This is a genomic window from Leptolyngbya sp. 'hensonii', assembly GCF_001939115.1.
GTDB lineage: Bacteria > Cyanobacteriota > Cyanobacteriia.
This window is the reverse complement of sequence record NZ_MQTZ01000002.1, coordinates 44786-68970: the sequence shown is the minus strand read 5'-3', so window position 1 is coordinate 68970 and position 24185 is coordinate 44786. Positions and strand designations below refer to the sequence as shown.

The following is a 24185-nucleotide window of genomic DNA, read 5'->3' as shown; positions in this document are numbered from 1 at the left end:
TCGTGGATTTAATAACTCCGAGATTTTCAGCCCTCACCCCCAACCCCCAACCCCTCCCCCTCTCCCGSCGGGAGAGGGGGCAGGGGGGTGAGGGCAAGCAGAAGTTTATCGGTGTTATTTAATTCTCATTCCTAAGTCRTTCCACGAGTTTTACTACTTCTCGGCTTCCAGGGTGACCCCGGTGGAGCTGCCAGCCAATCCCTGACCCGTGCCCCGCTCAGCAAAGTATTTGCTCAGGAAGGTGCTGCCCAGGGAAAGCACGATCGGTCCCAGAATGAAGCCGATGATCCCATGGACTGCAAAACCAGGCACCAGCAGGGAAGCCAGCCAGAAACACACCCCGTTCAGGACCAGGGTAAAGGCCCCCAGGGTAAGCAGGTTAATCGGCAACGACAGAATAAACAGGACTGGCCTGATCGTTCCGTTCACAAATCCAATGGAGACGGCAGCCAGTAAGGCAGCGGCAAATGTGGCAATATCAACTCCTGGAACAACCAGGTCAACAATCAGCAGGCTGAGGGCCGTAATCAGAGTCGTGAGAAAGAATCCGAGCATTTTGGTTCTCCTTGCTTACGTTGGAATTTGGGTTGGAGCCTGGGTCCTGAACGATAGTCCGAAGGGGATAGCAGGACCTCGGTGGCCAGTATTGTTCTGGTATCAGGCGGTTTCTTGCCGTTTGGCAACTTCTTCATGCTTGGCGATCGCCCAGAGGGCATGGATAATTCCGGGTACCCAACCCAACAGGGTCAGCAAAATGTTAACCAGCAGGGTCGGTCCTAATCCGTAGGTGAGAAAAATGCCGAGGGGGGGCAGCAGAATAGCAGCAATAATGCGAATGACTTGCATATCAGAAATACCTCACAGGGCTAAATGATGAAAAATGATGGGAAACCAAAAACCTGAAACCGTTAGAGTCGGGCTGCAACAACTTGCAGAAATTGTTTTACCCGTTGGCGGATACGTTGTTCCTGCTGGGCCACAGCAGCACCCACATCACCGACCTTGCTCTCCAACTCTGCCTGCTTCTGTTCCAGATGGGTAACCTCCTGGGACTGAGCCTGAGCTGCAAGGTTGTCATACCAGAGATTCAGGGACTGCAGACGCTGCCGCAGAGCCTGATAGGGTTGGCGCAGCGTCTCTACTGCGATCGTGCGAAAATCTTCAGAACCCGCTTTGAACTCCACGATCGTCTGGACTGCAGCCGCTTGAATAATCTTGCGGATGCGATCAAGCCGTGCGCTTGCAGTCACCTTGACCGGTTCCGAGTCAGTGGGACTGCCATTGTTAATCGGTTCAGCCATAGTTGCTCCTCTCGACAGGACTCCAGATTTCAGAGCAAAGCCAACCTCAAATCTGCGTCCTGGATGATCACACTGCAACCATCAGCCGCTTCTGAGATAGCTTTTTGGGAGATAGGGCGGAATAGAAGTGTTCTTGCTCCTCCTCTCCATCCCACCCTGATCCTGCCAGATCACTCCGGGAAACTGCGGTAGGGAAAACCCACACTTTTGTCGTGGACACCCTCCAGCCTGGGGCTACCGCGTATACAGATCTCTGAAAAGCTTGGCTCAAGTCAGCAGACTCGCGTGAAATCCCCTCTCGGGAGGGGTGGCCTGCAGGGCCGGGGTGGGTCTAGGAACGGGAGCAGAAGGGTTGAACCCACCCCTACCCCTCCCAGGAGGGGATTATGGGTACACAGTAGCCAGCCTGGGGAGACGCGATTAATCGCGTCTTTATGGACTGCTGATCATCTCCCAGGTCTGAATCACCTGCTGCAACCTAACAGGAAGCTGGTTCTGAATAATATCAGCATACTGAACCCCCTTACGTCCGTAGGGAACCATCAGCGTCACCGTGAAATAATCCGCCGACCCCTGCACTGCCGGGTAGTTGAACCCCAGAAAGTCCCCCAGCTCATGTTGTTGCAGAGCTTGGACAAAAATTTGTACCTGCTGCGGTGACAGTTTGCGAACCACCTGGGGCGGCGTCATCGTATTTCCCCGCAGGTCCGATCGCAGTACCTGCCCATTTTGCAGCAAGATGGTCTTGTAACTGACCCCTGCAATCCCCCCTGTGGTGATGGATTGAAACACCACATTGTCACTGATATCCGTGCTGAATGAACGGGGATTGAACGTCCAGAAAGTAGGAACAATTCTGCCTTTGCCACTGGTGGTGGGATTCTGTTTAATCCGAGACCCATTCTGGTCCGTGTGGTAAACCCAGTACTGTTGGGGGCCCGCGATAATTACCTGCCAGCCAGAAATGGCAATCTTGGTGCAGGCCTGCATTGGCCCAGCCACCCCTAGACATCCATCCCATACCGCAGATCGGGCAGCGGTCAGTTTAAGCTGATCGATCGGAATTGCTAAATCCTGAGCAATTTTCTGGAGAATTTTCTTTTGCGTCCCCTGGGGTAGGGTAGTCGGTCTGGGAAGAACCTTGCGGGCTATAGATGAGGTTAAGGGAGGCCGGGTCGGGAGATTGGTAGGGTTGCCCTGGGTTGCGGCTAGGCCGATCGGACGGGCTGAGAGAAGGCCCATCAATGCGATCGGCAATAAACTAGGTTTAAACCACCAGGAGCTCTGCATAGGACTTCATCCAATAAACATCAGATGAGGAAGTAGACCCAATCCGCAGCCGATTTGAGCCCTTATTTCCTCATCTAATAGGATGAATCCTGAGCGCTTATGGGGTGGTCAACAACTCAGCCAGTAGCCGCTTAAAGGACAGCCGCTCGTTCTCCACATCCCCATAAATCGTATCCCCGTCATCAAATTCCCCTCGCAAGATGGCCTTGGCAATCTGGGTTTCCAGTTCCCGTTGAATCGCCCGCTTCAAAGGACGAGCCCCATAGGTGGGGTCGTAGCCCACGTCAGCCAGAAAATCAAGGGCAGCATCCGAGAGTTTGAGGGCCATCTTCCGATCGCTCAACCGCTGCTCCAGCCGCTTCACCTGCAACTTGACGATCTCGCGCAGTTCACTCCGTTGCAGGGTATGGAAGATGATGATCTCATCAATCCGGTTCAGGAACTCTGGTCGGAAGCTGTTCCGCAGTGCCTCCAGAGCCCTGGATTGCATTTCATCATAACGAGATTCATCCCCAGACACATCCAGAATGAACTGGGAGCCGACGTTACTGGTCATGATGATGACACTGTTCTTAAAGTCCACCGTGTGGCCCTGGGAATCCGTCACCCGACCATCATCCAGGATCTGCAACATGATATTGAACACATCCGGGTGAGCTTTCTCGATTTCATCGAACAGGATGACCGCATAGGGACGGCGGCGAATCGCTTCCGTCAGTTGGCCCCCTTCCTCATAGCCCACATAACCGGGAGGAGCCCCAATCAACCGAGAGACCGAGTGCTTCTCCATGTACTCCGACATGTCAATCCGGACCATAGCCTCTTCCGTATCAAAGAGATAAGCGGCCAGGGCTTTGCCCAGTTCTGTCTTACCCACGCCAGTAGGTCCCAGAAAGATGAAACTGGCTGTGGGTCGATTCGGATCAGCCAGACCTGCTCGTGCCCGTTGAATGGCGTCAGCGACAGCCGTTACCGCTTCTGCCTGACCCACCACCCGCTGGTGCAGTTCTTCTTCCAGGTGCAACAATTTTTCCTTCTCCGATTCCACCAGTTTGTTCAGGGGGATGCCGGTCCATTTGGAAATAATCTCGGCAATATCCGACTCGGTGACTTCCTCCCGCAACAGGGACTTACCCGTCTTCTGGGTCTGGGTCAGCTTGGCTTCCGTCTCCTCCAGTTGGCGCTGCAGGTTCGTCAACTTCCCATACTTCAACTCAGCGGCCCGGTTCAGGTCATAGTCTCGCTCGGCCTGTTGGATTTCGATATTGACCTGGTCGATCTCTTCTTTAATGGTTTTGCGCCGATCGAGGACTTCCTTTTCGGCCTGCCACTGGGCATTCAGGCCGGACTGTCCCTCCTTGAGGTCTGCCAGTTCCCGCTCCAATCGCTCCAGTCGATCGCGGGAGGCCGGGTCACTTTCCTTCTGCAGAGAGAGCCGTTCCATCTCCAACTGCAGGATCTTGCGATCAATTTCGTCCAGTTCATCCGGTTTGGAGGTGCTCTCCATCTTCAGTTTGGCTGCTGCCTCGTCCACCAGGTCAATCGCTTTATCCGGCAGGAAGCGATCGGAGATATAGCGGTTGGATAGGGTGGCTGCTGCCACCAGAGCGCTGTCGGCAATCTTGACATTATGGTGGGTTTCATAGCGGTCCTTCAGACCCCGCAAAATCGAGATCGTGTCCTCCACGCTAGGCTGGTCGATGTAGACCTGCTGAAACCGCCGCTCCAGGGCTGCATCCTTTTCAATGTACTTGCGGTATTCATCCAGGGTGGTGGCTCCGATACAACGCAACTCCCCTCTGGCCAGCATGGGCTTGAGCAGGTTGCCCGCATCCATGGCCCCCTGGGTTGCGCCAGCCCCGACCACCGTATGAATCTCGTCGATAAAGAGGATAATACTGCCATTGGATTCCGTCACTTCTTTCAGGACGGCTTTCAGCCGCTCCTCAAACTCACCCCGGAACTTGGCCCCTGCGATCAGCGCTCCCATGTCGAGGGCAATCAGCTTACGGTCTCGCAGAGATTCCGGCACATCCCCTTTGACAATCCGCTGGGCCAATCCTTCGGCGATCGCCGTTTTGCCCACTCCAGGTTCCCCAATCAGCACCGGGTTATTCTTGGTACGTCGGGAGAGAATTTGAATCGTGCGTCGGATCTCATCATCCCGACCAATCACCGGGTCCAGTTTCCCCTGGCGGGCGAAGTCGGTCAGGTCACGCCCATATTTCTCTAGGACTTCGTATTTTCCCTCTGGATTTTGATCGGTCACTTTCTGACTCCCCCGAATCTCTTCAATTGCCTTTCTCAGCTTTGCTTCATCCAGTTTGAACTCCTGGAAAAAGGCCCGTCCAAAGCGATCGTCCTTCCCATAGCCCAGCAACATGTGCTCGATCGAGATGTACTCATCCCCAAATTCCTTCCGGTAGGCATCAGCCCGGTCCAGGAGTTGATCCAGGCTACGCCCCATATACACCGAGGTGCCGCTGCCCGAAATCCGGGGTTGCCGTTTAATAAAGTCCTCCGTGCGATCGCGCAACCGCTGCACAGCTATCCCTAATTTATTGAAGATACTGACGCTCAGCCCTTCCTGCTCCAGCAACGCCTTCATCAGATGTTCCGTCTCAATTTGCTGTTGCTGCGCCTGCTTAACAATATCTGGCGTCTGGGCAATAGCTTCCCAGGCTTTTTCTGTAAACTGATTGGGGTTTGTGGGTTGCATAGCTCTCCCCTTCCATAGCAATTCATCTAATCGGCAGGATCATGACCCTACCTTACCCCACCATTTTAAGGGGGCTTGCTTCAGCAATCTGGATCGGTGTTCACGGCTTTCTGGATACGTATTGCCGTCCGGAATCGCCTCCTCACAACCCGTGCCTGCCGATCAAACCAGAATAATTATTAAAATAACGGGTTACCACACTCAAGCCATCACCGCAGAGACGCCAAGGAAAGATTCACCCCAGAGGGAAGATTGATTTATTCTTTAGCCTGACTGAGATACATGTGCAGGTCTTCTTGTACCTGTTTGTAGAGAGTCTGGTCTTTTCCTTTGAGGCCAATCAGAATGTAGAGCTGAACGGGTTCTTCCCGCCCTTTGAGGGCATGTTTACCGACATCTTGAACCTCTACCTCGTCCCGAACCAGTTCGTAAACGGAGTCCGTAATCAGAATATCGGTCTCGAAGTTTTTGGTCATGCTTTCGACCCGACTGGCTACGTTGACAGCGTCTCCGATCGCGGCGAATTCCCGACGCTTGTCAGACCCAATATCCCCAACCAGTAACTCACCAAAATTAATTCCAATGCCATTGAAAAAGAGGATCTTTCCCTCCTGTTGCCACTGTTTCCGTAATTCACAGAGGGCATACCGCATACCCAAAGCCGCCTGCACTGCGTTCATGACATCTTTATGTTCCCCACTGGAAAGGGGAGAACCAAATTCAGCCATGACGGCATCCCCAATAAACTTATCCAGAGTCCCTCCAGCAGCCAGGATAACGTTGACCATGGCATCAAAGTAGTCATTCAGCTGGTTGATCAACTGCTCTGGTTCCAGCTTATAGGAGAGGGTAGTAAAGCCCCGGATATCACAGAACATGATGGCGGCTTTGACCTTTCGCCCCTGCAACAGCGACTGAAAATCATTGGAGTAATTCAGCAGAATTTGCTGGACGATCGGGGCGGCCACATACCGTTCTAGAGTCCGTTGCAACCGACGCTGTTCCATCTGACTACTGATTGCCCCCGTAGTCAGGGAGGTAATTCCGCTCAGGAAGATGGTGAGCATGGGGACAACGGTCGGGAAGATCTGCCGATTATAGGTGAAGCTGAAGTAACTCAGCGTACCCCAGGCGATCGTAATACCCATGGCCCAGAGAAAGTTACCCGCTGGCCGTTTAGGAATAGTGCTGAGGACAATGCCTGCGCCCAATGCACCAATCAGGACTAACAATCCTCTGAACAGGGGGTCGGGAATGCCCTGAGACAAAGCCCGATTTTCCAGGGCTGTTGCCATGGCGTTAGCGTGGATCTCAATTCCGGCCATCTTACCCACGGGGGTCAGTTGAAAATCCTGCAGATCAAGGGCAGTTGGCCCAATCAGCACGACTTTGTCCTTAAAGGTTTGCTGTTTCAGGTGAACCTGCCAGTTGCCAGGATGCAGCACTTCCCAAAAAGGAACATGGCGAAACGTCTTACCTGCCGGTCCATAGTAAAAGATAAAGTCTCCGGGATGGAATTCGGCCTGGGGCAGGTTGGATATTTGCAGCACTGACCGATAAAAGGGGAGGATGGGCTGCTCCAACCCCAGATCTCGCAAAACCTCAGCCTGTATCTGATCGGGCAGGTGCCGTAGGCGCTGGTCAGCAGCCAGTTGAAAGTTAATTAATCCCAGGGTCAGGGGCACATTGGGAAAAAGATCGGTGGGAGTAACCAGCGCCTGCTTCATCCCAGCAGGAGTATCGGAGGACGTGAACTGAGCAGCCAGAACAACCCGTCCGGCATAGCGGCGCAGGACCTCCTGTAATCGCCGATCGTCTTCCGGCGAGTCACTGGGGTCTGCCAGGATGACATCCAGAGCTACCGATCGGGCTCCAGCCTGCATCAGCTTTTCAATCACCTCAGCGTAGGCTGCCCGTTTCCAGGGCCAGACCTGGATATTGCCCAGACTGGCATAGGTTTTGGGGTCACTTCTGTAGAATTCTGCAGCCTGAACGAAGGAATCATCATCCATTGCCAGGATAATGAGATTGTTCGGTGGGGTTGGATGGGTAATCGAATTGCGAATCTCCTGAAACCGGCTCTGTAGGGTCAACTCCAATTGTTGGGCTCGATCCCAATCAACAGCGGTGGCAATTGCTCCGCTCACGGACCAAAAACCAATTAGGGCATACCCCAGCAGGGCCGGTACCGCAAAGCGCTGAGGCTTACTTCTGGATGGGATGCCCTGGGAAGCAGGGGAGCGTTGCCAAAATTGCCATCGATGCAGCATGGGGTAATTCTCGGTGGAGGCTTGGGCAATGTAATAGACCGGTCTGAATTTAGAAGATGCCCCTGAGCGTTAATTAGAAGAATGGGATTCCAGGAATCCCAGGAATTCCTGGGACGGACAGGCCAGGAATATCGATCGGAAAGGGAATTCCTGGGAATAGCTGACTGAAAGAATTCTTGACTTCACTGAGACCCGGAATTTGCACACTATAGCCATTAAATAACACGCCCTTCAAAATTTGCTCAAATTCCTGCTGCGTCATCTGTCCAATCACAGGATTGGCACCAGGCGGAATCAGGGCTTTCTGCCCAGAGGACAGGACGATCGGCTGATCCAGACTGCGTTGCTCTCCACCTGGAAGTTGGGGTGGGGCTGGAGAGGGGGGCGCAGGAAGCGGAGACGGATTGGGCGTGGGGGAGGATGCTGGTTTAACGGTGGGCTTGGGCGTGGATTTGGTTCGCACAGATTTGGTCGGTGCGGGAGATTTGCTGGGAGTCGGAGCTGGAGTTGGGGCCAAGCTGGGGGTAGGGGGTACGATCGGAACTTCCGGTGCAGCCAGAGGATCTGGTTTGGAGATGGTAACTTCCCCCTCCAATACCTTGACCTGAGTCTGGTCATTCTCATCCACTTCTAAGAGATAGGTGGTGCCTCGAACCCCAGTCGCCACAGAGTTAGTGCAGCCGTTAGCAACCCCATTGATCAAAAGAGTTCCCCGCTGCAAACGGGCACATTTCTGGCCCACGGTCAACGAAGAATTAGGTGCTAGTCGCGCCACAGCACCGGTATTAAAGACAAGTTGGGTGCGGGCCTGCCCTGTACGAACCCGTTGACCCAGACCGGCAACGTCATTCACCCTTGCCTGTTGATTCTGGATAAAGACCTGGCTGCCATCGACAATTTCGGCCACAACTGCACTTTGGATCCCGCTCTGGGCAACAGTTGGCGTTCGCTGGAACAGGACCACTAGGAACAGGCATAAGCTGCCCATCAGAACCAGCATGAGCTGCCTGAATAAAGGTCTATATTTTTGGATGGGTTTGATGGACATGGGAAAAAATCTCCTTCATAGATACCAGAGGGACGTTCCTGGATGCACCCATAAGCAAATGCTGTGTCTTAATACCAAGTCTCAATATGAACAGGGGAGCCATTCCCAAAACTTACAGCCAATTTCATTGGGCTCCATTCACCTGGAAACGGCTGTAAATAGATACTTAAGGATTCAGTAGGAACGGCTACAAATCCCGAGAATTTACGGATCAACAATCTGGTCAACCTACCGCTACCCTAAAATCCATTGTTTAGTCGGGGTGTGACTGCATTGGCCCCGTATGGGCTTTACTTTCGATCGGGCTTGAACCCATTTTTAGAATGTGACGTAGGACCTGTAAAAACTCGGATGCTATGGCCCTGCCCTCATAGATGCAGAAATTCCCCAAAGGTTCCAGTCAATCAGACATCAATCGCTGCTGGCATCAACCGCTCAGAACAAAGGTAGGCTGAAGTCCACATTAATACTTACAACAGAGCTATTGAATTTAATGTTGGGGTTAGAGGAATTGCCAAAGCTAATGCCGCCAACCAGGCTAAGCCGTGTTTCAGGTGTTAAAAGGTAAGTCAGTCGTCCAACCAATTGATTATAGGTATCTTCTCGGGTTTGCTGCGTGAAAGAACTGATCACAATCTGATAGTCGATCGCTGCTTGTAAAGCTGGGAAAATCTCATAGGCCAGAGAGGCACTGATGTAGTTAACCAGCCGATTTCGTTCAGTGGGGCTGGTGAAACTGAAGCGTAACTGGTAATTCATGCTGAGGGTAAGCTGATCAGCCAGTTTGTCTACCCGCCCTAAATCTAGCTGAACCGTGTGATCATTCAGAAATTGCTCCCCTGTTTCGGCTGAGTACAACTGCTGATTGGACCAGCCCAGCTGAGTATACATACTGGGCGTAATCTGCTGATAAAAGCCAGCAGTGATTTGAAATTCGTTGTAACTGACTTCTGGCTCTTGCAGGTATCGGATCAGATTGCCATTGACAGAGGCAACAAGATAGGTCGATGGCCCCAGTTTTGGAACTAGATAGAGGGAGAGACCCATTCGAACTAAATGATCGCCAATGGGATCGATCGCAGAAAAGATGTTGTCGCTACGAAAGTAATTGATTCGTCCGAGTAGATAGAATACGGGCGGAGCTTTGGAGGGTGGTGCAATTTGTTGCAAGCGCAGATTTCCCAATTCTGGGTCACCAGGGGATGCCGTTAGATTGCTGGGGGTAGCTGGCTGCTGGGAAGCGTCTCTCGTGGCGTCCGGATCTGGAGCTTGACTGAGGAGACCGGTTAGCGGCGCAATGGAGGAAACAACCTGCTGGTTGCCAGCAATCCCATTCCAGGCAGAATCTTTACTAAAAGTTTTATCGGCAGATACAAAAGATATGCTAGGGAATGTAAAGGATTCAACGGTTGCTGTCAGGGACTGTAGTTCAACGGAGGGAAACAGAGCTGCTGCATTGGTCAGCCTGCTCTTGGCCCATACGCTTGGAATAACTACCTCAGGCGTGACAGCCTTGCCTTCCTGGGGGATATGCTCCTCTTCACCACTAACCCATTTATGGAAAACAGTTCTATTCAAGACCCTCTGATCGGGAAAGGAATGTACTGCAGCATAAACTGGGGTGTAGGTCCAAAAAATCATGAATCTACCATAGGATGGTTGCAAGGTTCCAAGTTGAATGCTAGCAAGAGATAACCTGTTTTTCTCGTGTGGTCTGTTGGTGCTAGGGTTACATCCATATTAGATGCGCTGCACAGGAGTGTGTATGTTCCGTCATAGGGTATCAGGCTCTCTATCCAACAGCGATAAAATCAAACTCTCGGCTCTTGGGCTGGGAATTACTGGCGTATTGCTATCAGCCACGGCGATCGCCCAACCGGTGCCTTTGACCCGGGCTACTGTCCAGAGTATCCGCAATCAGGTGAGCCTGATCCCTCGCAATCAGGCCCGTCGATCGGCCCGGATTGCAGATGTGATGATTCCTGGTGATGCCCTTGCAACAGCCCTAGCATCCCTGGCCGAGTTACGGTTTAACGATGGTTCCCTAGCCAGAATTGGCGAGCAGGCAGTTTTCCGCTTTGTGCCCAAGACGCGAACCTTTCATTTGTCTAACGGAACAGTTCTGGTCCTTATTCCACCGGGCCGGGGCACAACCCGTGTGCGTACCCCGAACGCGACGGCTGGGATCAAAGGCTCCTCCTTTTTTATCCGCACCTATGTCTTGAATGGTGGATCAACTCCTTCAGAGCAGGCCAGTGAACAGGACTTTGAAGGAGTAGAGAGTAAGAACTTCGTCACCATTATGGGTGCGATCGGTTGTAATCCGGGGCGGCCCATGGAAATCGCCACATCTGACGGATCTCAAAAGAAAGAAATTTGTGGCGGGGAAATGGCGATCGTGTCTGGGAATACGATTCAAGTGGTTCGCTATGATGTGCAAGAATTTTTGCAGTCGGCAGATCTTGTGAAGGGGTTGAAGTTAAATCAACCGCCTGATGCAACAGATTTGGATATCGACATGGCTCAAGTCCGGCAGGAGATTCTTGAAACCCTCCAGAACCTCTCACCGTTGGACAACAATAAACCCATTTATGAGAACTTACCGGCACTCAAACTTCCTACCAATCAACCTGTAGCAGCGAGTCCAGGGTTATTGAGTCCGAATTTCACAGTTGAAGTACTGGAAGCTTCTACCCTTCTGGATATTACGAATAACTGGGGGCTGGGAGGAAGCAAATTCACTCTGGATCAACTGACGGCAGCGAATCAATTCTTGTTGAAACCTGTCAAGATTTCAGTTCAGATCCAATCACCTCCTGTGACTGGGCCTTCTCCGACTGTATCAACTATCAAACCGATTGATATTGTTCCCATTGTCCCCAGTGGCGGTTTGAATAATCCTCCTCCCAGTGGTTCTCCTGGATCAAGTGGTGGAGTCCCAGTGACGCCAGACCCCAGCCCTCCTAAGGTCAGTCCTTCACCGGCTCCTGTGCTGCCGGTGAACCCTTCCCCTAGCCCGATTGTCCCAGTTAATCCTTCTCCAGCCCCTGTGCTGCCGGTAGACCCTTCCCCCAGCCCAATTCTCCCAGTTAATCCTTCTCCAGCCCCTGTGCTGCCGGTGGACCCTTCCCCCAGCCCAATTCTCCCAGTTAATCCTTCTCCAGCCCCTGTGCTGCCGGTAGACCCTTCCCCCAGCCCAATTCTCCCAGTCACTCCTTCTCCAGCCCCTGTGCTGCCAGTGGGACCCTCCCCCAGCCCGATCATTCCAGTGAGTCCCTCCCCTGACCCTGGAACCAGTATTTTCCCTGGGGGGGGTGCCACAGGGGGACAGTTTCCTGGGAGTGGCGCAACGGGAGGACAATTCCCTGGGGCCAATGCGGATGTCAACCCACCCACTCCCCCTGTGGTGGATCTGGTGCAACCTGCTGTTTCGGTAGATGTACAAGTACCCCTGGGAAATAATCTCAATGCCACGATTACTCCACCTGTTGTGGATGTAATCCTACCAGGGACCCAATCTCAAACCTCTAATCCTTAGACTGAGGACCGTCATGGTCCCAGGGATTGGCCCGGTCACAGAAATCCCTGCCGGTGGATTTCGTTGATATGGTTATGGCGGTTTTAACCACCGTGACCTCTTGAAAGCAGGCTTTAATGATGAATTTGTATTGAAGCCAGCCCGATCGCAGATTTATATTGCCTGCAAGTAGGGTGTTCGATCGAATACCTTGACTGGCCAGAAGTACGATCCTGAGCTATTTCCGGACAGCAAAAGTGGATTTTATGAAAGGTACAATCTCCAGGGAGAAATATGAAGTTTCAATGAATTGTTGTTGAAGCTACCTCCCACAGCAGGGATAACAATGGCAAGCTCATCAGTAGAAGCACTCAAAAAATACACAGAATTGTTAAAACTTGCGTGTGTTCTCCTGATTGCTTGATAAAGTCTGTGTAAATTTCCTGAAATGCTTCTCAAGAAATCATTTTCTCCTGAGGGATAGATATGAAAGCTTTGCACACACTCGCAACTGCCTTTGCTGTTACTGCTGCCACCGTGGGCATTGGTTCTTCAGCCATGGCATTCACGATTACGCCAAACAACAATGGCACTGACCTCCTGAATGCCCTGCTGGGTACCACCACGGGCCTGAGCAATTTCTCAGTTACACCTACAGGTGGCGCTGCGGCATTTGGCCTCTTCAGTGCAGACCCCTTTGGTTTGACTGATGGCATTGTCTTAAGCACTGGAGAAGTGGTTGATGTGGTAGGTCCTAACGACGCTCCTAATGAGTCTTTTGATTTTGGAGCTACAGGGGTAGCGGGGGATGATATCTCTCTCGATATCAGTTTTGATGCCGATGCAACAGCAGATAAGCTTTTCTTCTCCTACGTCTTTGGTTCGGAAGAGTTTCCAGAGTTTGTTAAGCAGGGATTTAACGACTCCTTCGAACTCTTGTTAAATGGTGTCAATCTGGCTAAATTGAACAATGGCGATTTGGTAACGGTTGATAATCTGGGTTCAGGTAGCCCTGATTTTATCAGCAATCCTCCTGGCTCCCCAGGAACTCAATTGGATGGATATAGCACAGTCCTTACATTTGAAGGATTGTTGAACAAAAATGCCAAGAATACCCTCAGCATCAAGATCAAAGATGTGGGAGATGGGATTTTTGACTCTGCTGTACTTATCAAGGGTAAGTCCTTGGGTACCGTGAAGCCCATACCTGAACCGGCGATGGTACTCGGTCTGTTGAGCTTTGGTGGTTTGATGGTGCAGCGTCGGCGGATGAAAAAGGCATAAGTACCTGGCTTGTGTGTTGATCGACCAGGTTGCATTTCCGTATTCCCTCAGGGACAACTGTAATTTGATTGCAATTTAGTCGATCGATCTCTGAGAATTCTCTGAGTCCCAATCTCAGCATCTAATCAGGGCACGGCAAAGGTCGTGCCCTTTGTTATGGAAAAGATTCAGATATGGAAAAGATTCAGACAACATCACAATCCAACTCCACCTACATTCCGCAACTGGAGATGGGGTCAACCCAGCCTTTAATCCCCTATCGCTGCAGCACAATCATCCGATCTCCCACCACTGGACTGCGGGCCAACAGTGTCCCGGCACTGTCCAGTAATTCCAGCTTTTCAAAATCCAGGGTCTGCGATCGCTGAAACACTTCATTGGCCAGCCCATCCTGCTGGTCGAAGCCCAACTCGTACCAGCCATCACTCACCTTCACCGTTAAGCGACTACGCTTGAAGTTGGCCTGTACCGACTGAATCAGCCCCGACGCATAGTGATCGGTGACTTCGGCCACCTGATCCTGAATCCGGGCAATCAACTGTTGCTCTGGGGTCAGTTGCAGGGGAGGAGGGGGTTCCTCTACAGGAGGCGCGATCGAGGGCAGGGGCAGATCGGCCAGGGGAGGTTCCACGGCGATCGGCTCTCCCAACTCCGGGGAGGTCAGGGCCGGGGGAGCCGCAGGTTCCGAGGGAGCTTTCGCTACGGATTGCGGCTGTCCACCAGGAAGGATAGAGGAGGTGGTCCAGAGGACGATCGCCAGCAGAGCCGAAATTCCGATCGTGAGGACTCCGTCTGGGAGAGTCTGGCGCAGAGGTTTGGGCAGGCGGGAGCGGACCAGCCCCAGGACAATCTGCCAGATTTCCTGCAGGCGATACAGGAGTTGGGGCACTGCGCCCTCAGGCGGTGCGGGGTTTGGGGTGGAACTGGCCTCTGATGACGATCGCTGAATTGCCGACTTCTCAGTTTCTGCTTCCAGTTGCCGCTGCACCCTGTTCAAAAGCTGAATCATCAGGTCCAAAACTACTGCTCCAATTCCAGCCAGAATGGGTCTGGCTCGTTTCCAGGTGGCTTGCAAAATCTGGGTCAATTGTTCCAGTTCTGAACTAGAGCGAGTTGGTCGGGACTGGGCAGGGGGTGTTGCCGCAGGCGGTTCTGATTCTGGGGGTGGGGGCAGTTGCTCTGACATACAGGAAGAAACCTACACAAGAAGCAGTAAACAGGGTAAATTCTTACCGGTAACTCAACCCACAGCCTATCATCTGAGGCAGGCGTTGGCACAGTCTGGTTAATCACCTACACAAAGTCAGGTAGTCCTATGCGCTGGTGGCGATTTTTCTTCTTCTCCCTGCTTGGATTGATTCTCAGTATTTGCGTGGCCTGTGCTGCTGCTAATGTCCAGAACACGGCTTCTGACAATGCGCCTACGGTGGTGCCATCACAGCCGAAGTCATCGCCAAAACCGTCGATCTCCCCTTCTCCGATCGCCCTTCCCCCCGAAACTGCCGCGATCGTGGCCAGTGCTGGCCCCAAGGGGCTGTACAACCCGCCCAGAGGGGATGTTCGCCTGCTGGTGATCAGCGATCTTAATAGTGCCTATGGCTCGACGGATTATGACCCGGAAGTTGATCAGGGCCTAGCCTTGATTCCCTTCTGGCAACCAGATCTGGTCGTCTGCGGCGGGGATATGGTGGCGGGTCAGGACCCCAGATTGACCCAGGCCAATATGAAGGCCATGTGGACTGCCTTTGACCAGCGGATCGCCGCTCCCATGCGTCGGGCGAAAGTGCCTTTTGGCTTTACCGTCGGCAACCACGATGCCTCTAGTGCCCTGGGGGTAAGGGGTCAGTTCCTGTTTCAGACGGAACGGGATGTAACGGCTGCATTCTGGAAGCAACCGGAGCATGATCCGGGGGTGCAGTTCGTCGATCGCAATGATTTCCCATTCTTCTACACCTTCGAGCACAAAGACATTTTCTTCCTGGTGTGGGATGGCTCCTCCAGCAAAATCTCGAAGGAAAAGCTGGCCTGGGTGGAGAAAAGTCTCGCCAGTCCCAAAGCTCAGCAGGCCAAAATGCGAATTCTCCTGGGTCATCTGCCTCTGTATGGGGTGGCGATCGGTCGGGATGAACCGGGCGAAGTCCTGGAAAATGCTGACCAGCTTCGGGCCATGCTGGAGAAATACAAGGTTAGTACCTATATTAGTGGGCATCACCATGCCTACTATCCGGCCCACAAAGGCAAACTCCAATTGCTGCACATGGGGATTCTGGGTGCCGGTCCCCGTCCCTTGATTGAAGGCAATGTTCCTCCCGGTAAGTCTCTGACGGTAGTGGATATCAATTTCAATGGCCCGGAGTTGACCACCTATACCACCTACGACATGCAGACATTGCAACTGATTCAGTATGACCAACTACCTCGATTCTTGACGGCTCACAATGGGATGATCCTGCGCCGGGATGTGGACAATCTGAATGCATCTGAGCAAACCGCTTGTGAGCAGAAACTGAGCCGGGAGCAATGCGCAGCATAAAGTGAGCTAAAAATACAATAAGGGCATTCCTCCCAAAAACTGAGGTCAGCGTATGACAGTTGCCATCCCGATTAAAGCCATCGAGTTATCTCCCGGAAGTCATGTCCTGATTCCAAAGGTGCCCTGGTAGTAATATGAGGAACTATTGGGAGAACTGGGTGAAGATCGTCGGGTTCCCCGGATCAACTACTGCAATGGAACGTTGGAAATTATGTCCCCTTTACTCCTACTTTTCCAGACTTACCCATGATTGAAATGGTCTGTCAGACGATCGAGAAAGCCCAAACGATCGGATACAGTCGGGCATTGGCAGAATTTGAGGACGGGTTGAGCTAGTCGGTTGGGTTGAAGAATGAAACCCAGCACCCACATTAGTTTTACTTCGCTCTACCCATCCTAGAAATAATTAGGTCTACCTACTTATCTTCAAGGTTTTTAACAACTTCTTCCGATCCTTCCACATCCTGACCTGACCAAACTCAAAGATCTTGGCAATGAAGGGGGCTGAATGGCTCACGATCAGTCGCTCCATTTTAGGAAGAGCTGCTCCTACCGCCTTGGCCATCTCCTCCCCGGTTGCCTGGTCAACAGACAACACAAATACCCTGGCTTCTGAACTAGCGATCGCAACCTGCTCCAGGAGATTTAGCCCAATCTTGGCATCTCTGGTCACAGTAATCCAACCCCGTCGAGAAACTTCAGGCAACCATTCTGTATCGGGAGCAGCAGGAGCAAAGTGATCCTCATGAACCTCGACCACTGCTCCTGCACTTCTCAAGGCATCTGCCACAAATTTTTTACCCAATGCCCGATCGATAAAGAATATCGGTTTCTGAGCTTCTTCGGTCATGCAGCCTGTTGCATCGTCAACTCGCAGCGGATTGCCGCTTCAATTTGAAGCCGATCGCAGCCATAATCTTCAGCCAAGTTATCCATTGCCTCCCCTGCCTTGTATCGTTCAGCCAGGATTGCAGTTGGGATTCCTGTTCCCGTCAAGATCGGACGACCAAACGAGATTCGAGGATCAATGACCAGGATTTTAGGAGCATTCTGATCTTTGATTCGAGTCAAGGGGAACAAGCGGGCAGCAATACCGCCTTTATCCCACTCAATTCGTTCTAGCAAATGCTTCAGAACGTTTTGCATCTCCAGTTGCCCCTTTTCAGAAGCATTGATGAGCCGCCCCATTGATTCAATAAACAAGCTAATGCCATCCGTCTGAAATTCAATCCGGGCTAAAGGATGGGGAATATCAAACTGTTGGTCAATATAATCTAGAGCTGTCCGAACCTTGTCTAGTCGAACGCCATGAATCTCACGAATCGCCCGCAATACATGGGCTTCTACCAGGTTGGTAAAGGAAAGCTGCGGTATGTCAGGGTCAGGTCGTTGGATAAGAGGTTCAAAAAAACGCTTACCATCTTCTACCGGGTAATAACGCCCCTGAAGCCACGATCTCAAAGTTCCCACTGGAATCGTCAAATATCGGGCAGCATCAACGATCGAGTAGGTCGGAATATTACGGAAATCTAGCTTGTGATCTTTGAATGTCACACTCAACTATAAAACTCGGATTCTAGATAGCAGTTTAGCTTGAGGTGTCAAGAGGTGGAATAGTCTGACCAAGCGAACCCATAGAACCTGCATTCTGCTGAAACTAGCTATTCATCTAGATACTGATATTCACCCAGCCTTTGCCTAGCCATTTGTAGCGCAGGTAATCTCCAATTTTGGTCACATTCCATTCAAGGTCACATACCCGGCATTTATCCTCGATTTAATTATGCCAACCTACTTATTCGGATTCAGGCCACGGTTACCAAAAACTTTACTCAAACCCTTAAGAGATTTCAGACGTCTTATAGTATATTTGTATTAAGAAGCGGGTTGAGATGTCATCGCATTTATCTACCGGATAAGGTACATGCATTAGAGATTAAAAGCTTATTAATCAACGGTCTTGATGTACCTCACATGAATGAAAACTGCTATGTAATGGTAGAACAGCTAAATTTCACATTGATTTTGCGTAGAAACACCCGCTCTTTAAAGCATAAGATAACATCAACTTAAAAATAGGTTTTCCTCTGTAAAAAAGCAAAATTCAGTGATGCTAGGGATTACCAAGAAATATTAGTTTTTAAATTTTGTGGCTCCGGTTGTATCACACACTCAACCAGCCAAACACCTGCTCCACCGTCAGGAATAAGGAAATGCCATTGGGAACAGGGAGTGGGCGCTCTGCCCTCAGCAACTGCACCCGCTGATCAGCAAAGACCACTAAAATACTTGCTTCGGCTGGGTCCAGTAGCCAGCCCAGTTCGGTACCGTGCTGAGAACAGTGGAGCAAATTGCCTAAGACTTTGGTTTGGCTTTGGTCGGGTGAAAGGATTTCAATCGCCCAATCCGGATGGAGGTCAAACCGATTGGCGACTCGTCCCGAAGGCTGCCGGGGAATCCTGTCCCACCGGAATACGGATATGTCAGGCACGATCGCATTGCCCCCAAAGGTGCAGCGTAATTCTGGAAAGGCACAGGCTATTTTTTGTGGCTCTGCGATTTGATTGATGGCTTCGCACAGTTTCCACTGCAAGCGGCTATGCTCTCCCTGGGGCATGGGCTTCTGGATCACCGCTCCATTAATAAACTCGGATGTGGGCTTTGTCTCTGGAAGCTGTAAGAACTCTTCCAGCGTCAGGCTTTTTACGGTTGCAACCATGGCCTATCCCTCCAGTAGCTCCCTCTAATTCTGCCCCTTTTGCCTGATTAAACAGCCTGAACACCTTATGAGCGGCTGAAATTAGCTATTCTTCTAAATGGGGGCAGTGGGACTTGAACCCACACGACCTTGCGGTCAACGGATTTTAAGTCCGTAGCGTCTGCCATTCCGCCATGCCCCCCAGTCAGATTCAAATTTGAATCCATGGAAGATACATTGTACAGCGTCAATGGCTGCGTCAGGTACTTCTTATCGAGTAGATTCTCGGAACCATCCCCTTAGGGAGTTCGGAAGCGGTACTATAGAGAGCGTCATCCATTAACCAATGCTGTACATCCCGTTATGATCCTGGTTCTTGCCCTTTATGCTGCCCTTGCTGGTGCTTACCTGCTGGTCGTTCCGGTTGCCATCCTCACCTACTTGAATCTGCGCTGGTATACTGCCGGATCGATCGAGCGCGTGTTGATGTATTTCATGGTGTTTCTGTTCTTCCCTGGTCTGTTGCTCCTGAGTCCCCTGTTAAACTTCCGTCCTCAGAAACGACAAATTCATGCGACGAATTGATGCGATCGGAATTGGCTTGGGGATTTTTCTGGCCGGTGGTATCTTCTATGTGGCATTGCAGGCTCTCGGCCTGACCAGTCAGGATGCCGGAGTCTGGAGTCAGGCCATTCTGGTGGGTGGGCTGATCGTCTGGCTGGTTACCTATCTGGCGCGAGCCCTGACCCAGAATATGACCTACAACCAGCAGCTTAAGGATTATCAGGATGCTGTGCTCCAGAAACGCCTGGAAGAACTAACACCCGAAGAGCTGGAAAAACTTCAGGCAGAGATTGAACAGGAGCGCAAGGAAGCATCCGGGAAAACGGAATCGTAAGGAATGAGAGTTAAATCAAGTGCCAAAGTCCTGACTACCCTCACCCCCAACCCCTCCTCCTCTCCCGCCGGGAGCTACCGCGTATACAGCTCTCTGAAAAGTTTGGCTCAAGTCAGCAGACTCGCGTGAAATCCCCTCCTGGGAGGGGTGGCCCGCAGGGCCGAGGGTGGGTCTAGGAACGGGAGCAGGATCGTTGAACCCACCTTAACCCCTCCCAGGAGGGGATTATGGGTACACAGTAGGCCGGGAGAGGGGGCAGGGGGATGAAGGCAAGCAAAAGTTTATCGGTGTTATTTAATTCTCATTCCTAAGGATACGCTGATGATGAGGACAAGGGCCGAACTGGAGCCGTTGTATGCAGGATATTTTGCAGAAGAATAAATAATGGTCACTGTATCAGAGCAATTTGAAGCGTTGCGGGATCGGGGTGGATGTGCCCTGATCCCCTTTATCACAGCCGGAGATCCGGACCTGGAAACCACAGCCGCAGCCCTGCAGGTCCTGGATCAGAGTGGAGCCGATCTGATCGAATTGGGCGTTCCCTATTCTGATCCCCTGGCGGATGGTCCCGTGATCCAGGCTGCCGCAACCCGAGCTTTACAACAGGGAACAAAATTGGACCAGGTTTTGGATCTGGTGCAGCAGGTCAGTCCAACCTTGCGATCGCCCATCATTCTGTTTACTTACTACAATCCCATCCTGAATCAGGGCATTGAGCCATTTTTGCGTAAGCTTGTCGGAGTTGGGGTCAAGGGACTGGTTGTGCCAGATTTACCTTTGGAAGAAGCAGAGTCCCTGATGAAGCCAGCAGCAGAAATTGGGATTGAAGTGGTGCTATTGGTGGCCCCGACCAGTCCTAAAGAGCGGATTGCTGCGATCGCCCGCCAATCTCAGGGTTTCATTTACCTGGTTAGCGTCACAGGCGTAACGGGAGTTCGGACCCAATTGGGAGAGCAGGTGCGGGATCTGGTCATGGAATTGCGGACTGTGACCGACAAGCCGATCGGAGTGGGCTTCGGCATTTCTCAGCCCGAACATGCCCGTCAGGTCAAAGACTGGGGTGCAGATGCGGTCATCGTTGGCAGTGCGTTCGTCAAGCGGTTGGCCGAGGCTGATCCCAAAACAGGATTGCAGGCGATCGGAGACTTCTGTAGTACCCTCAAACGGGCGATCGTCCAGGACTAGAGCCCTCACTCTATATAGTGCTGTACATAGTAAAGACGCGATTAATCGCGTCTTTACTGATCGCCTTTACTCAGGAAGATGGCCTAGCTGTTGCGGGAGGCAGAGGTTTTGGAGCGCTTCACGGGCTTGGGCTTAGGAGCCTGGCTATCCCGGGTAGCGGATGATTCCTCAGGGTAGTAGTCTGCCTGAGTCCAGTTGGGGCGGGTCTTATCGTAAACCATCTGGAGGGCTGCCGCCGCGATCGCATGGGGATCGTATTCTTCACCCAGTTGGGACACGATCGGCAAGAAGGATGCCATCCGCTCACCAGCCAGCGCTTCCCGCAGTTCACCCTGGAGCTTCTCCAGATAACGGGCCTCAACCTGAGTCCGGGTCGGAATCGAGCGCACTTCCAGGGACTGGCGAACGTGACGCTCAATATCTCTGAGCTTACGCCGTTCCAGGGGTTGAATCAGGGAAATTGCCGTCCCTTCTTTTCCAGCCCGACCCGTGCGGCCAATCCGGTGTACGTAGTTCTCCAGGCTATCGGGCAGATCAAAGTTGATCACATGGCTCAGGTCTTCCACATGGATCCCCCGAGCGGCGATATCAGTCGCCACAACCCAACGCACCTGACGCTGGCGCAACCGGAGCAGCAGGCGCTCCCGCTGCACCTGGCTCAGATCACCGTGGTACTCATCGACGCTATGACCTGCAGCCTGAAGTTGATTGGTCAGTTCAGCGGCTGTGCGACGAGTGCGGACAAAGATCAGGGCTGACTCTGGATCTTCAAGCTCCAGAATGGGTTGCAGGGCCTTAATCTTGGTCCACCCCCGTGGAACCAGATAAGCAACCTGGTTAATCCGATTGGGGGCGGCCTTGGGTTGCTCGATCGTTACAGTTATCGGCGACTTGAGGAAGCGATTCACCAGTCTGCGCACTGTCAGGGGCATGGTGGCAGAGAAGAAAGCAGTCTGTCGCTCGGCAGGAGCCTGACTGAGGATCTTTTCCACATCATCAATAAAGCCCATGTTCAGCATTTCATCGGCTTCGTCCAACACCAGCCAGTTTACCTGAGCCAGTTTCAAGTCCCCCCGGCTGAGCAAGTCCAGCACACGCCCAGGGGTGCCCACGACGATCTGAGCGGCCTGCTGCAAACGCTGCAACTGCCGATCGATGGCCTGCCCTCCATAAATGGGCACAACCCGAATCCGATTGTCGTTGTTAAAGCTACGAATAGATTGACAGACTTGGAGAGCCAGTTCACGGGTCGGGGTTAACACCAGGGCTTGCACTGCAGGATTGTTTGGGTCAAGCCGCTCCAGAATGGGCAGCGAAAAAGCGGCTGTTTTACCCGTTCCGGTCTGTGCCTGGCCCAACACATCTCGACTGGCCAGGAGGTGAGGAATAGCCTGGGACTGAATCGCTGTTGGGGAGACAAAGCCGATCGCTTCCAGGTGTTGTACGAGTGCTTCTGAGATACCGAGGTCTTTGAACGAGAGTGTCATGAATTCACTGGGTAGTAAGGATACTGAAATCTTGGCTGAGGCCATCTTGCAATCACACGGATGATGTCCAGGTTGCAGCCCTCTATGAACTGCCAACGCTAACCTCTACAGTCCTGGATAATTAATCGGCAACAGAAAAAATCTGCTACCAGAACCATGTCAAGCCCCGCCCTACCTTGGATGCTTCTCCTAAAGTTAGGAAAGCCTACCCATCGAACAAATTACGCCCTCAATGCGTAACCGTTAACCGAGATTTGCAGTCGGAACCCGTGTGTTCACGGCTCTACCATCAACCGATGCTTGTGCTGCTGATGCGTTATCGAATATGAAGAAATCTTACAATATTGTTAACGAAATTGTCTACCTTCCCCCGATCGGGATCACAAAATTGTTAGGATTTCTTTCGAGATTAACCTTGTTCTGTCAGGATTAGCCCTGAAAAAAGTCGTGGTGTTCCCTGATCTGGCCGTACAGATCGTAAACATCAGAGCCAGTGATCTCGACTGGGACGATCGAGGCCAGCCTTGCCTGACCCTGCACATAAACCAGGCCATCCACATCGGGGGCAAATCGGGCCGATCGACCCAGCAATTCTCCTGTAGCAGGATTTTCTTGCTCAATCAAGACCTCAACCACCTGACCGACTTGAGCCTGATTCTTTTTCAGGGAAATAGGCTGTTGAGCCGCCATCAGGGCATCTCGCCGTTCATCCATCACTGACTGAGGGAGTTGATTAGGCAGATCGTAGGCTGGTGTACCCTCTTCCGGAGAAAAGGTAAAGGCCCCAACGTGATCAAACTCATGGTGCTGGACAAACTGTAACAGATGGTCAAACTGTTCGTCTGTTTCTCCAGGAAATCCCACAATAAATTGGGTTCGCAGGACCGCCTGTGGCAGGGCTGTTTTGATCCGGTCAATCACGTCATCATTGACCTGCCCTTGCCAGGGACGATTCATCGCCCGCAAGACGGCAGGATGGGAATGTTGCAGCGGCAAATCCAGATAGGGCAGGATATTGGGCACCTCCTGAATTGCCCGGATCACGGGAGGGGTAAGGCCAGTGGGATAGGCATAATGCATCCGGATCCAGGGCACATCTACTTGACCCAGCGCCCGCAACAGCTCCGCCAGTTTGGGTTCGCCGTATAAGTCCAACCCATAGTTGGTCGTGATTTGAGAAATTAAAACCAGTTCCTGAACCCCTTCAATGGCCAATTTCTCCGCTTCAGCCACGATCGACTCAATTGAGCGCGATCGCTGGTTTCCCCGCAGGTGGGGAATGATGCAAAAGGCACAACGGTAGTCACAGCCTTCGGCCACACGCAAGTAAGCCGTTCCTTCGGCCGTAGTCCGATAACGAGGCAGGGTTTCGTCAGCAATGTAAGTGGGCTCTGGCGAAACTTCTTTGACCCGCTCTCCCTGCTCAACCCGGTTGATGACATCGACAATCTTGGCGTAGTCCCCTGTTCCGACAAGGGCTACTGCTTCCGGCAATTCCTGGAGCAATTCATCCTGGAAATGTTGGGCCATGCAGCCTGTGATCACAATTTTCTTGTTGGCCTCTGCCAGTTCTACCAGAGTCCGGACCGATTCTTCCCGAGCCGCCTGGATAAAACTACAGGTATTAACAATGACGTAATCAGCCTGTTCTTCATCCAGGTCTACCGGGTAGCCCGCTTCCACCAGCAACCCCAACATGTGCTCGGTGTCAATCCGGTTCTTCTCGCATCCCAGATGCGTTACAGAGATCGTCGGCTTCATGCCCATGCCAAAAATAACCAAAAATAATTAAACGATAAAAGCCACAGTAGATGATCCTAACGCAGGATTCCCGGATCGGGGAAAAGTAGGAATGGGGATGTGCCCTGCCCCTGACAGAAAAGGCAATAATTTGAGATTGGGAATTTACAAGTCCGCTAAAAAGTTATTATTTTGTATATCCAAGCCTTACAAAC

At 52.0% G+C, this 24185-nt stretch carries 20 protein-coding genes and 1 tRNA gene; 6 read left to right on the top strand and 15 right to left on the bottom strand.

The features are described 5' to 3' along the window. Positions 1–153: 153 nt before the first annotated feature. The 8 genes from BST81_RS00635 to BST81_RS00595 form a co-directional block, all read right to left on the bottom strand. Positions 154–555 (bottom strand): phage holin family protein, encoded by a 402-nt coding sequence (locus BST81_RS00635; RefSeq protein ID WP_075596608.1) that lies wholly within the window; start codon positions 553–555, stop codon positions 154–156. Positions 556–657: 102 nt separating this feature from the next. Next, complete coding sequence (locus tag BST81_RS00630; protein ID WP_075596607.1) at positions 658–846, bottom strand: YqaE/Pmp3 family membrane protein; 189 nt, start codon at positions 844–846, stop codon at positions 658–660. Between the two features lie 62 nt (positions 847–908). Then, positions 909–1301, bottom strand: coding sequence for a hypothetical protein (locus tag BST81_RS00625; RefSeq protein ID WP_075596606.1), 393 nt, complete (start codon positions 1299–1301; stop codon positions 909–911). Between the two features lie 432 nt (positions 1302–1733). Next, positions 1734–2591 carry a hypothetical protein gene (locus BST81_RS00620; protein ID WP_075596605.1) on the bottom strand — a complete coding sequence of 286 codons (858 nt, stop codon included), beginning with the start codon at positions 2589–2591 and terminating at the stop codon, positions 1734–1736. A gap of 97 nt (positions 2592–2688) precedes the next feature. After that, positions 2689–5310, bottom strand: a complete 2622-nt coding sequence (clpB, locus tag BST81_RS00615) for an ATP-dependent chaperone ClpB (protein WP_075596604.1) — start codon at positions 5308–5310, stop codon at positions 2689–2691. A 257-nt stretch (positions 5311–5567) separates the two neighbouring features. Beyond that, a complete protein-coding gene (locus BST81_RS00610; protein WP_083636527.1) occupies positions 5568–7580 on the bottom strand; it encodes an adenylate/guanylate cyclase domain-containing protein in 2013 nt (670 codons plus the stop codon). A 73-nt stretch (positions 7581–7653) separates the two neighbouring features. After that, positions 7654–8628, bottom strand: a complete 975-nt coding sequence (locus tag BST81_RS00605; RefSeq protein WP_083636525.1) for a FecR domain-containing protein — start codon at positions 8626–8628, stop codon at positions 7654–7656. Between the two features lie 435 nt (positions 8629–9063). Then, positions 9064–10206, bottom strand: a complete 1143-nt coding sequence (locus BST81_RS00595; protein ID WP_143780163.1) for a hypothetical protein — start codon at positions 10204–10206, stop codon at positions 9064–9066. Positions 10207–10393: 187 nt separating this feature from the next. Here BST81_RS00595 and BST81_RS27265 point away from each other — a divergent pair, with 187 nt between their 5' ends. Beyond that, on the top strand, positions 10394–12166 hold the full coding sequence (locus tag BST81_RS27265; RefSeq protein ID WP_075596600.1) for a FecR domain-containing protein: 1773 nt from the start codon (positions 10394–10396) through the stop codon (positions 12164–12166). A 465-nt stretch (positions 12167–12631) separates the two neighbouring features. Next, complete coding sequence (locus BST81_RS00585) at positions 12632–13429, top strand: choice-of-anchor L domain-containing protein (RefSeq protein WP_075596599.1); 798 nt, start codon at positions 12632–12634, stop codon at positions 13427–13429. Between the two features lie 256 nt (positions 13430–13685). Here the strand turns inward: BST81_RS00585 and BST81_RS00580 are convergent, their stop codons facing one another. Next, positions 13686–14615: a hypothetical protein gene (locus tag BST81_RS00580; protein WP_075596598.1), complete on the bottom strand. Its 930-nt coding sequence runs from the start codon at positions 14613–14615 to the stop codon at positions 13686–13688. 129 nt (positions 14616–14744) lie between these two features. Here BST81_RS00580 and BST81_RS00575 point away from each other — a divergent pair, with 129 nt between their 5' ends. Next, complete coding sequence (locus BST81_RS00575) at positions 14745–15962, top strand: metallophosphoesterase (RefSeq protein WP_075596597.1); 1218 nt, start codon at positions 14745–14747, stop codon at positions 15960–15962. Positions 15963–16374: 412 nt separating this feature from the next. On the opposite strand, the gene BST81_RS00570 is transcribed toward BST81_RS00575, so the two are convergent. The 4 genes from BST81_RS00570 to BST81_RS00555 all read right to left on the bottom strand — a co-directional run bounded on the left by BST81_RS00570 (position 16375) and on the right by BST81_RS00555 (position 18862). After that, positions 16375–16812, bottom strand: coding sequence for a hypothetical protein (locus tag BST81_RS00570; RefSeq protein ID WP_075596596.1), 438 nt, complete (start codon positions 16810–16812; stop codon positions 16375–16377). Next, the gene (locus tag BST81_RS00565) at positions 16809–17516 is read right to left on the bottom strand and encodes a DUF433 domain-containing protein (RefSeq protein WP_075596595.1); all 708 of its coding nucleotides are present in this window, start codon (positions 17514–17516) and stop codon (positions 16809–16811) included. The genes BST81_RS00570 and BST81_RS00565 overlap by 4 nt, the downstream gene beginning before the upstream one ends. A gap of 610 nt (positions 17517–18126) precedes the next feature. Continuing rightward, positions 18127–18681 carry a Uma2 family endonuclease gene (locus BST81_RS00560; RefSeq protein WP_075596594.1) on the bottom strand — a complete coding sequence of 185 codons (555 nt, stop codon included), beginning with the start codon at positions 18679–18681 and terminating at the stop codon, positions 18127–18129. 98 nt (positions 18682–18779) lie between these two features. Beyond that, a tRNA-Leu gene (locus BST81_RS00555) sits at positions 18780–18862 on the bottom strand. Positions 18863–19023: 161 nt separating this feature from the next. Here BST81_RS00555 and ndhL point away from each other — a divergent pair. The 3 genes from ndhL (at position 19024) to trpA (ending at position 20743) form a co-directional block, all read left to right on the top strand. Next, a complete protein-coding gene (gene ndhL, locus BST81_RS00550; protein ID WP_075596593.1) occupies positions 19024–19245 on the top strand; it encodes an NAD(P)H-quinone oxidoreductase subunit L in 222 nt (73 codons plus the stop codon). Further along, positions 19232–19558, top strand: coding sequence for a DUF3007 family protein (locus tag BST81_RS00545; RefSeq protein ID WP_075596592.1), 327 nt, complete (start codon positions 19232–19234; stop codon positions 19556–19558). Before ndhL ends, BST81_RS00545 begins: the two co-directional genes overlap by 14 nt. A 384-nt stretch (positions 19559–19942) precedes the next feature. Then, entirely contained in the window at positions 19943–20743 is an 801-nt protein-coding gene (gene trpA, locus BST81_RS00540) for a tryptophan synthase subunit alpha (RefSeq protein ID WP_075596591.1), read from the top strand. A gap of 83 nt (positions 20744–20826) precedes the next feature. Here trpA and BST81_RS00535 read toward each other — a convergent pair whose 3' ends face one another. Both BST81_RS00535 and rimO read right to left on the bottom strand, forming a co-directional pair. Further along, positions 20827–22230 (bottom strand): DEAD/DEAH box helicase, encoded by a 1404-nt coding sequence (locus BST81_RS00535; RefSeq protein WP_075596736.1) that lies wholly within the window; start codon positions 22228–22230, stop codon positions 20827–20829. A gap of 429 nt (positions 22231–22659) precedes the next feature. Beyond that, positions 22660–23991, bottom strand: coding sequence for a 30S ribosomal protein S12 methylthiotransferase RimO (gene rimO / locus BST81_RS00530; protein ID WP_363078999.1), 1332 nt, complete (start codon positions 23989–23991; stop codon positions 22660–22662). Between the last annotated feature and the right edge of the window lie 194 nt (positions 23992–24185).

Bases quoted from the DNA above. Each gene is read 5' to 3' on its own strand.
- BST81_RS27265 (WP_075596600.1), top strand. From the start codon at position 10,394: ATGTTCCGTCATAGGGTATCAGGCTCTCTATCCAACAGCGATAAAATC.
- rimO (WP_363078999.1), bottom strand. From the start codon at position 23,991: ATGAAGCCGACGATCTCTGTAACGCATCTGGGATGCGAGAAGAACCGG.
- ndhL (WP_075596593.1), top strand. From the start codon at position 19,024: ATGATCCTGGTTCTTGCCCTTTATGCTGCCCTTGCTGGTGCTTACCTG.
- BST81_RS00630 (WP_075596607.1), bottom strand. From the start codon at position 846: ATGCAAGTCATTCGCATTATTGCTGCTATTCTGCTGCCCCCCCTCGGC.
- BST81_RS00610 (WP_083636527.1), bottom strand. From the start codon at position 7,580: ATGCTGCATCGATGGCAATTTTGGCAACGCTCCCCTGCTTCCCAGGGC.
- BST81_RS00535 (WP_075596736.1), bottom strand. From the start codon at position 22,230: ATGACACTCTCGTTCAAAGACCTCGGTATCTCAGAAGCACTCGTACAA.
- BST81_RS00570 (WP_075596596.1), bottom strand. From the start codon at position 16,812: ATGACCGAAGAAGCTCAGAAACCGATATTCTTTATCGATCGGGCATTG.
- BST81_RS00625 (WP_075596606.1), bottom strand. From the start codon at position 1,301: ATGGCTGAACCGATTAACAATGGCAGTCCCACTGACTCGGAACCGGTC.
- BST81_RS00575 (WP_075596597.1), top strand. From the start codon at position 14,745: ATGCGCTGGTGGCGATTTTTCTTCTTCTCCCTGCTTGGATTGATTCTC.
- BST81_RS00585 (WP_075596599.1), top strand. From the start codon at position 12,632: ATGAAAGCTTTGCACACACTCGCAACTGCCTTTGCTGTTACTGCTGCC.
- BST81_RS00580 (WP_075596598.1), bottom strand. From the start codon at position 14,615: ATGTCAGAGCAACTGCCCCCACCCCCAGAATCAGAACCGCCTGCGGCA.
- BST81_RS00620 (WP_075596605.1), bottom strand. From the start codon at position 2,591: ATGCAGAGCTCCTGGTGGTTTAAACCTAGTTTATTGCCGATCGCATTG.
- BST81_RS00605 (WP_083636525.1), bottom strand. From the start codon at position 8,628: ATGTCCATCAAACCCATCCAAAAATATAGACCTTTATTCAGGCAGCTC.
- trpA (WP_075596591.1), top strand. From the start codon at position 19,943: ATGGTCACTGTATCAGAGCAATTTGAAGCGTTGCGGGATCGGGGTGGA.
- clpB (WP_075596604.1), bottom strand. From the start codon at position 5,310: ATGCAACCCACAAACCCCAATCAGTTTACAGAAAAAGCCTGGGAAGCT.
- BST81_RS00545 (WP_075596592.1), top strand. From the start codon at position 19,232: ATGCGACGAATTGATGCGATCGGAATTGGCTTGGGGATTTTTCTGGCC.
- BST81_RS00560 (WP_075596594.1), bottom strand. From the start codon at position 18,681: ATGGTTGCAACCGTAAAAAGCCTGACGCTGGAAGAGTTCTTACAGCTT.
- BST81_RS00635 (WP_075596608.1), bottom strand. From the start codon at position 555: ATGCTCGGATTCTTTCTCACGACTCTGATTACGGCCCTCAGCCTGCTG.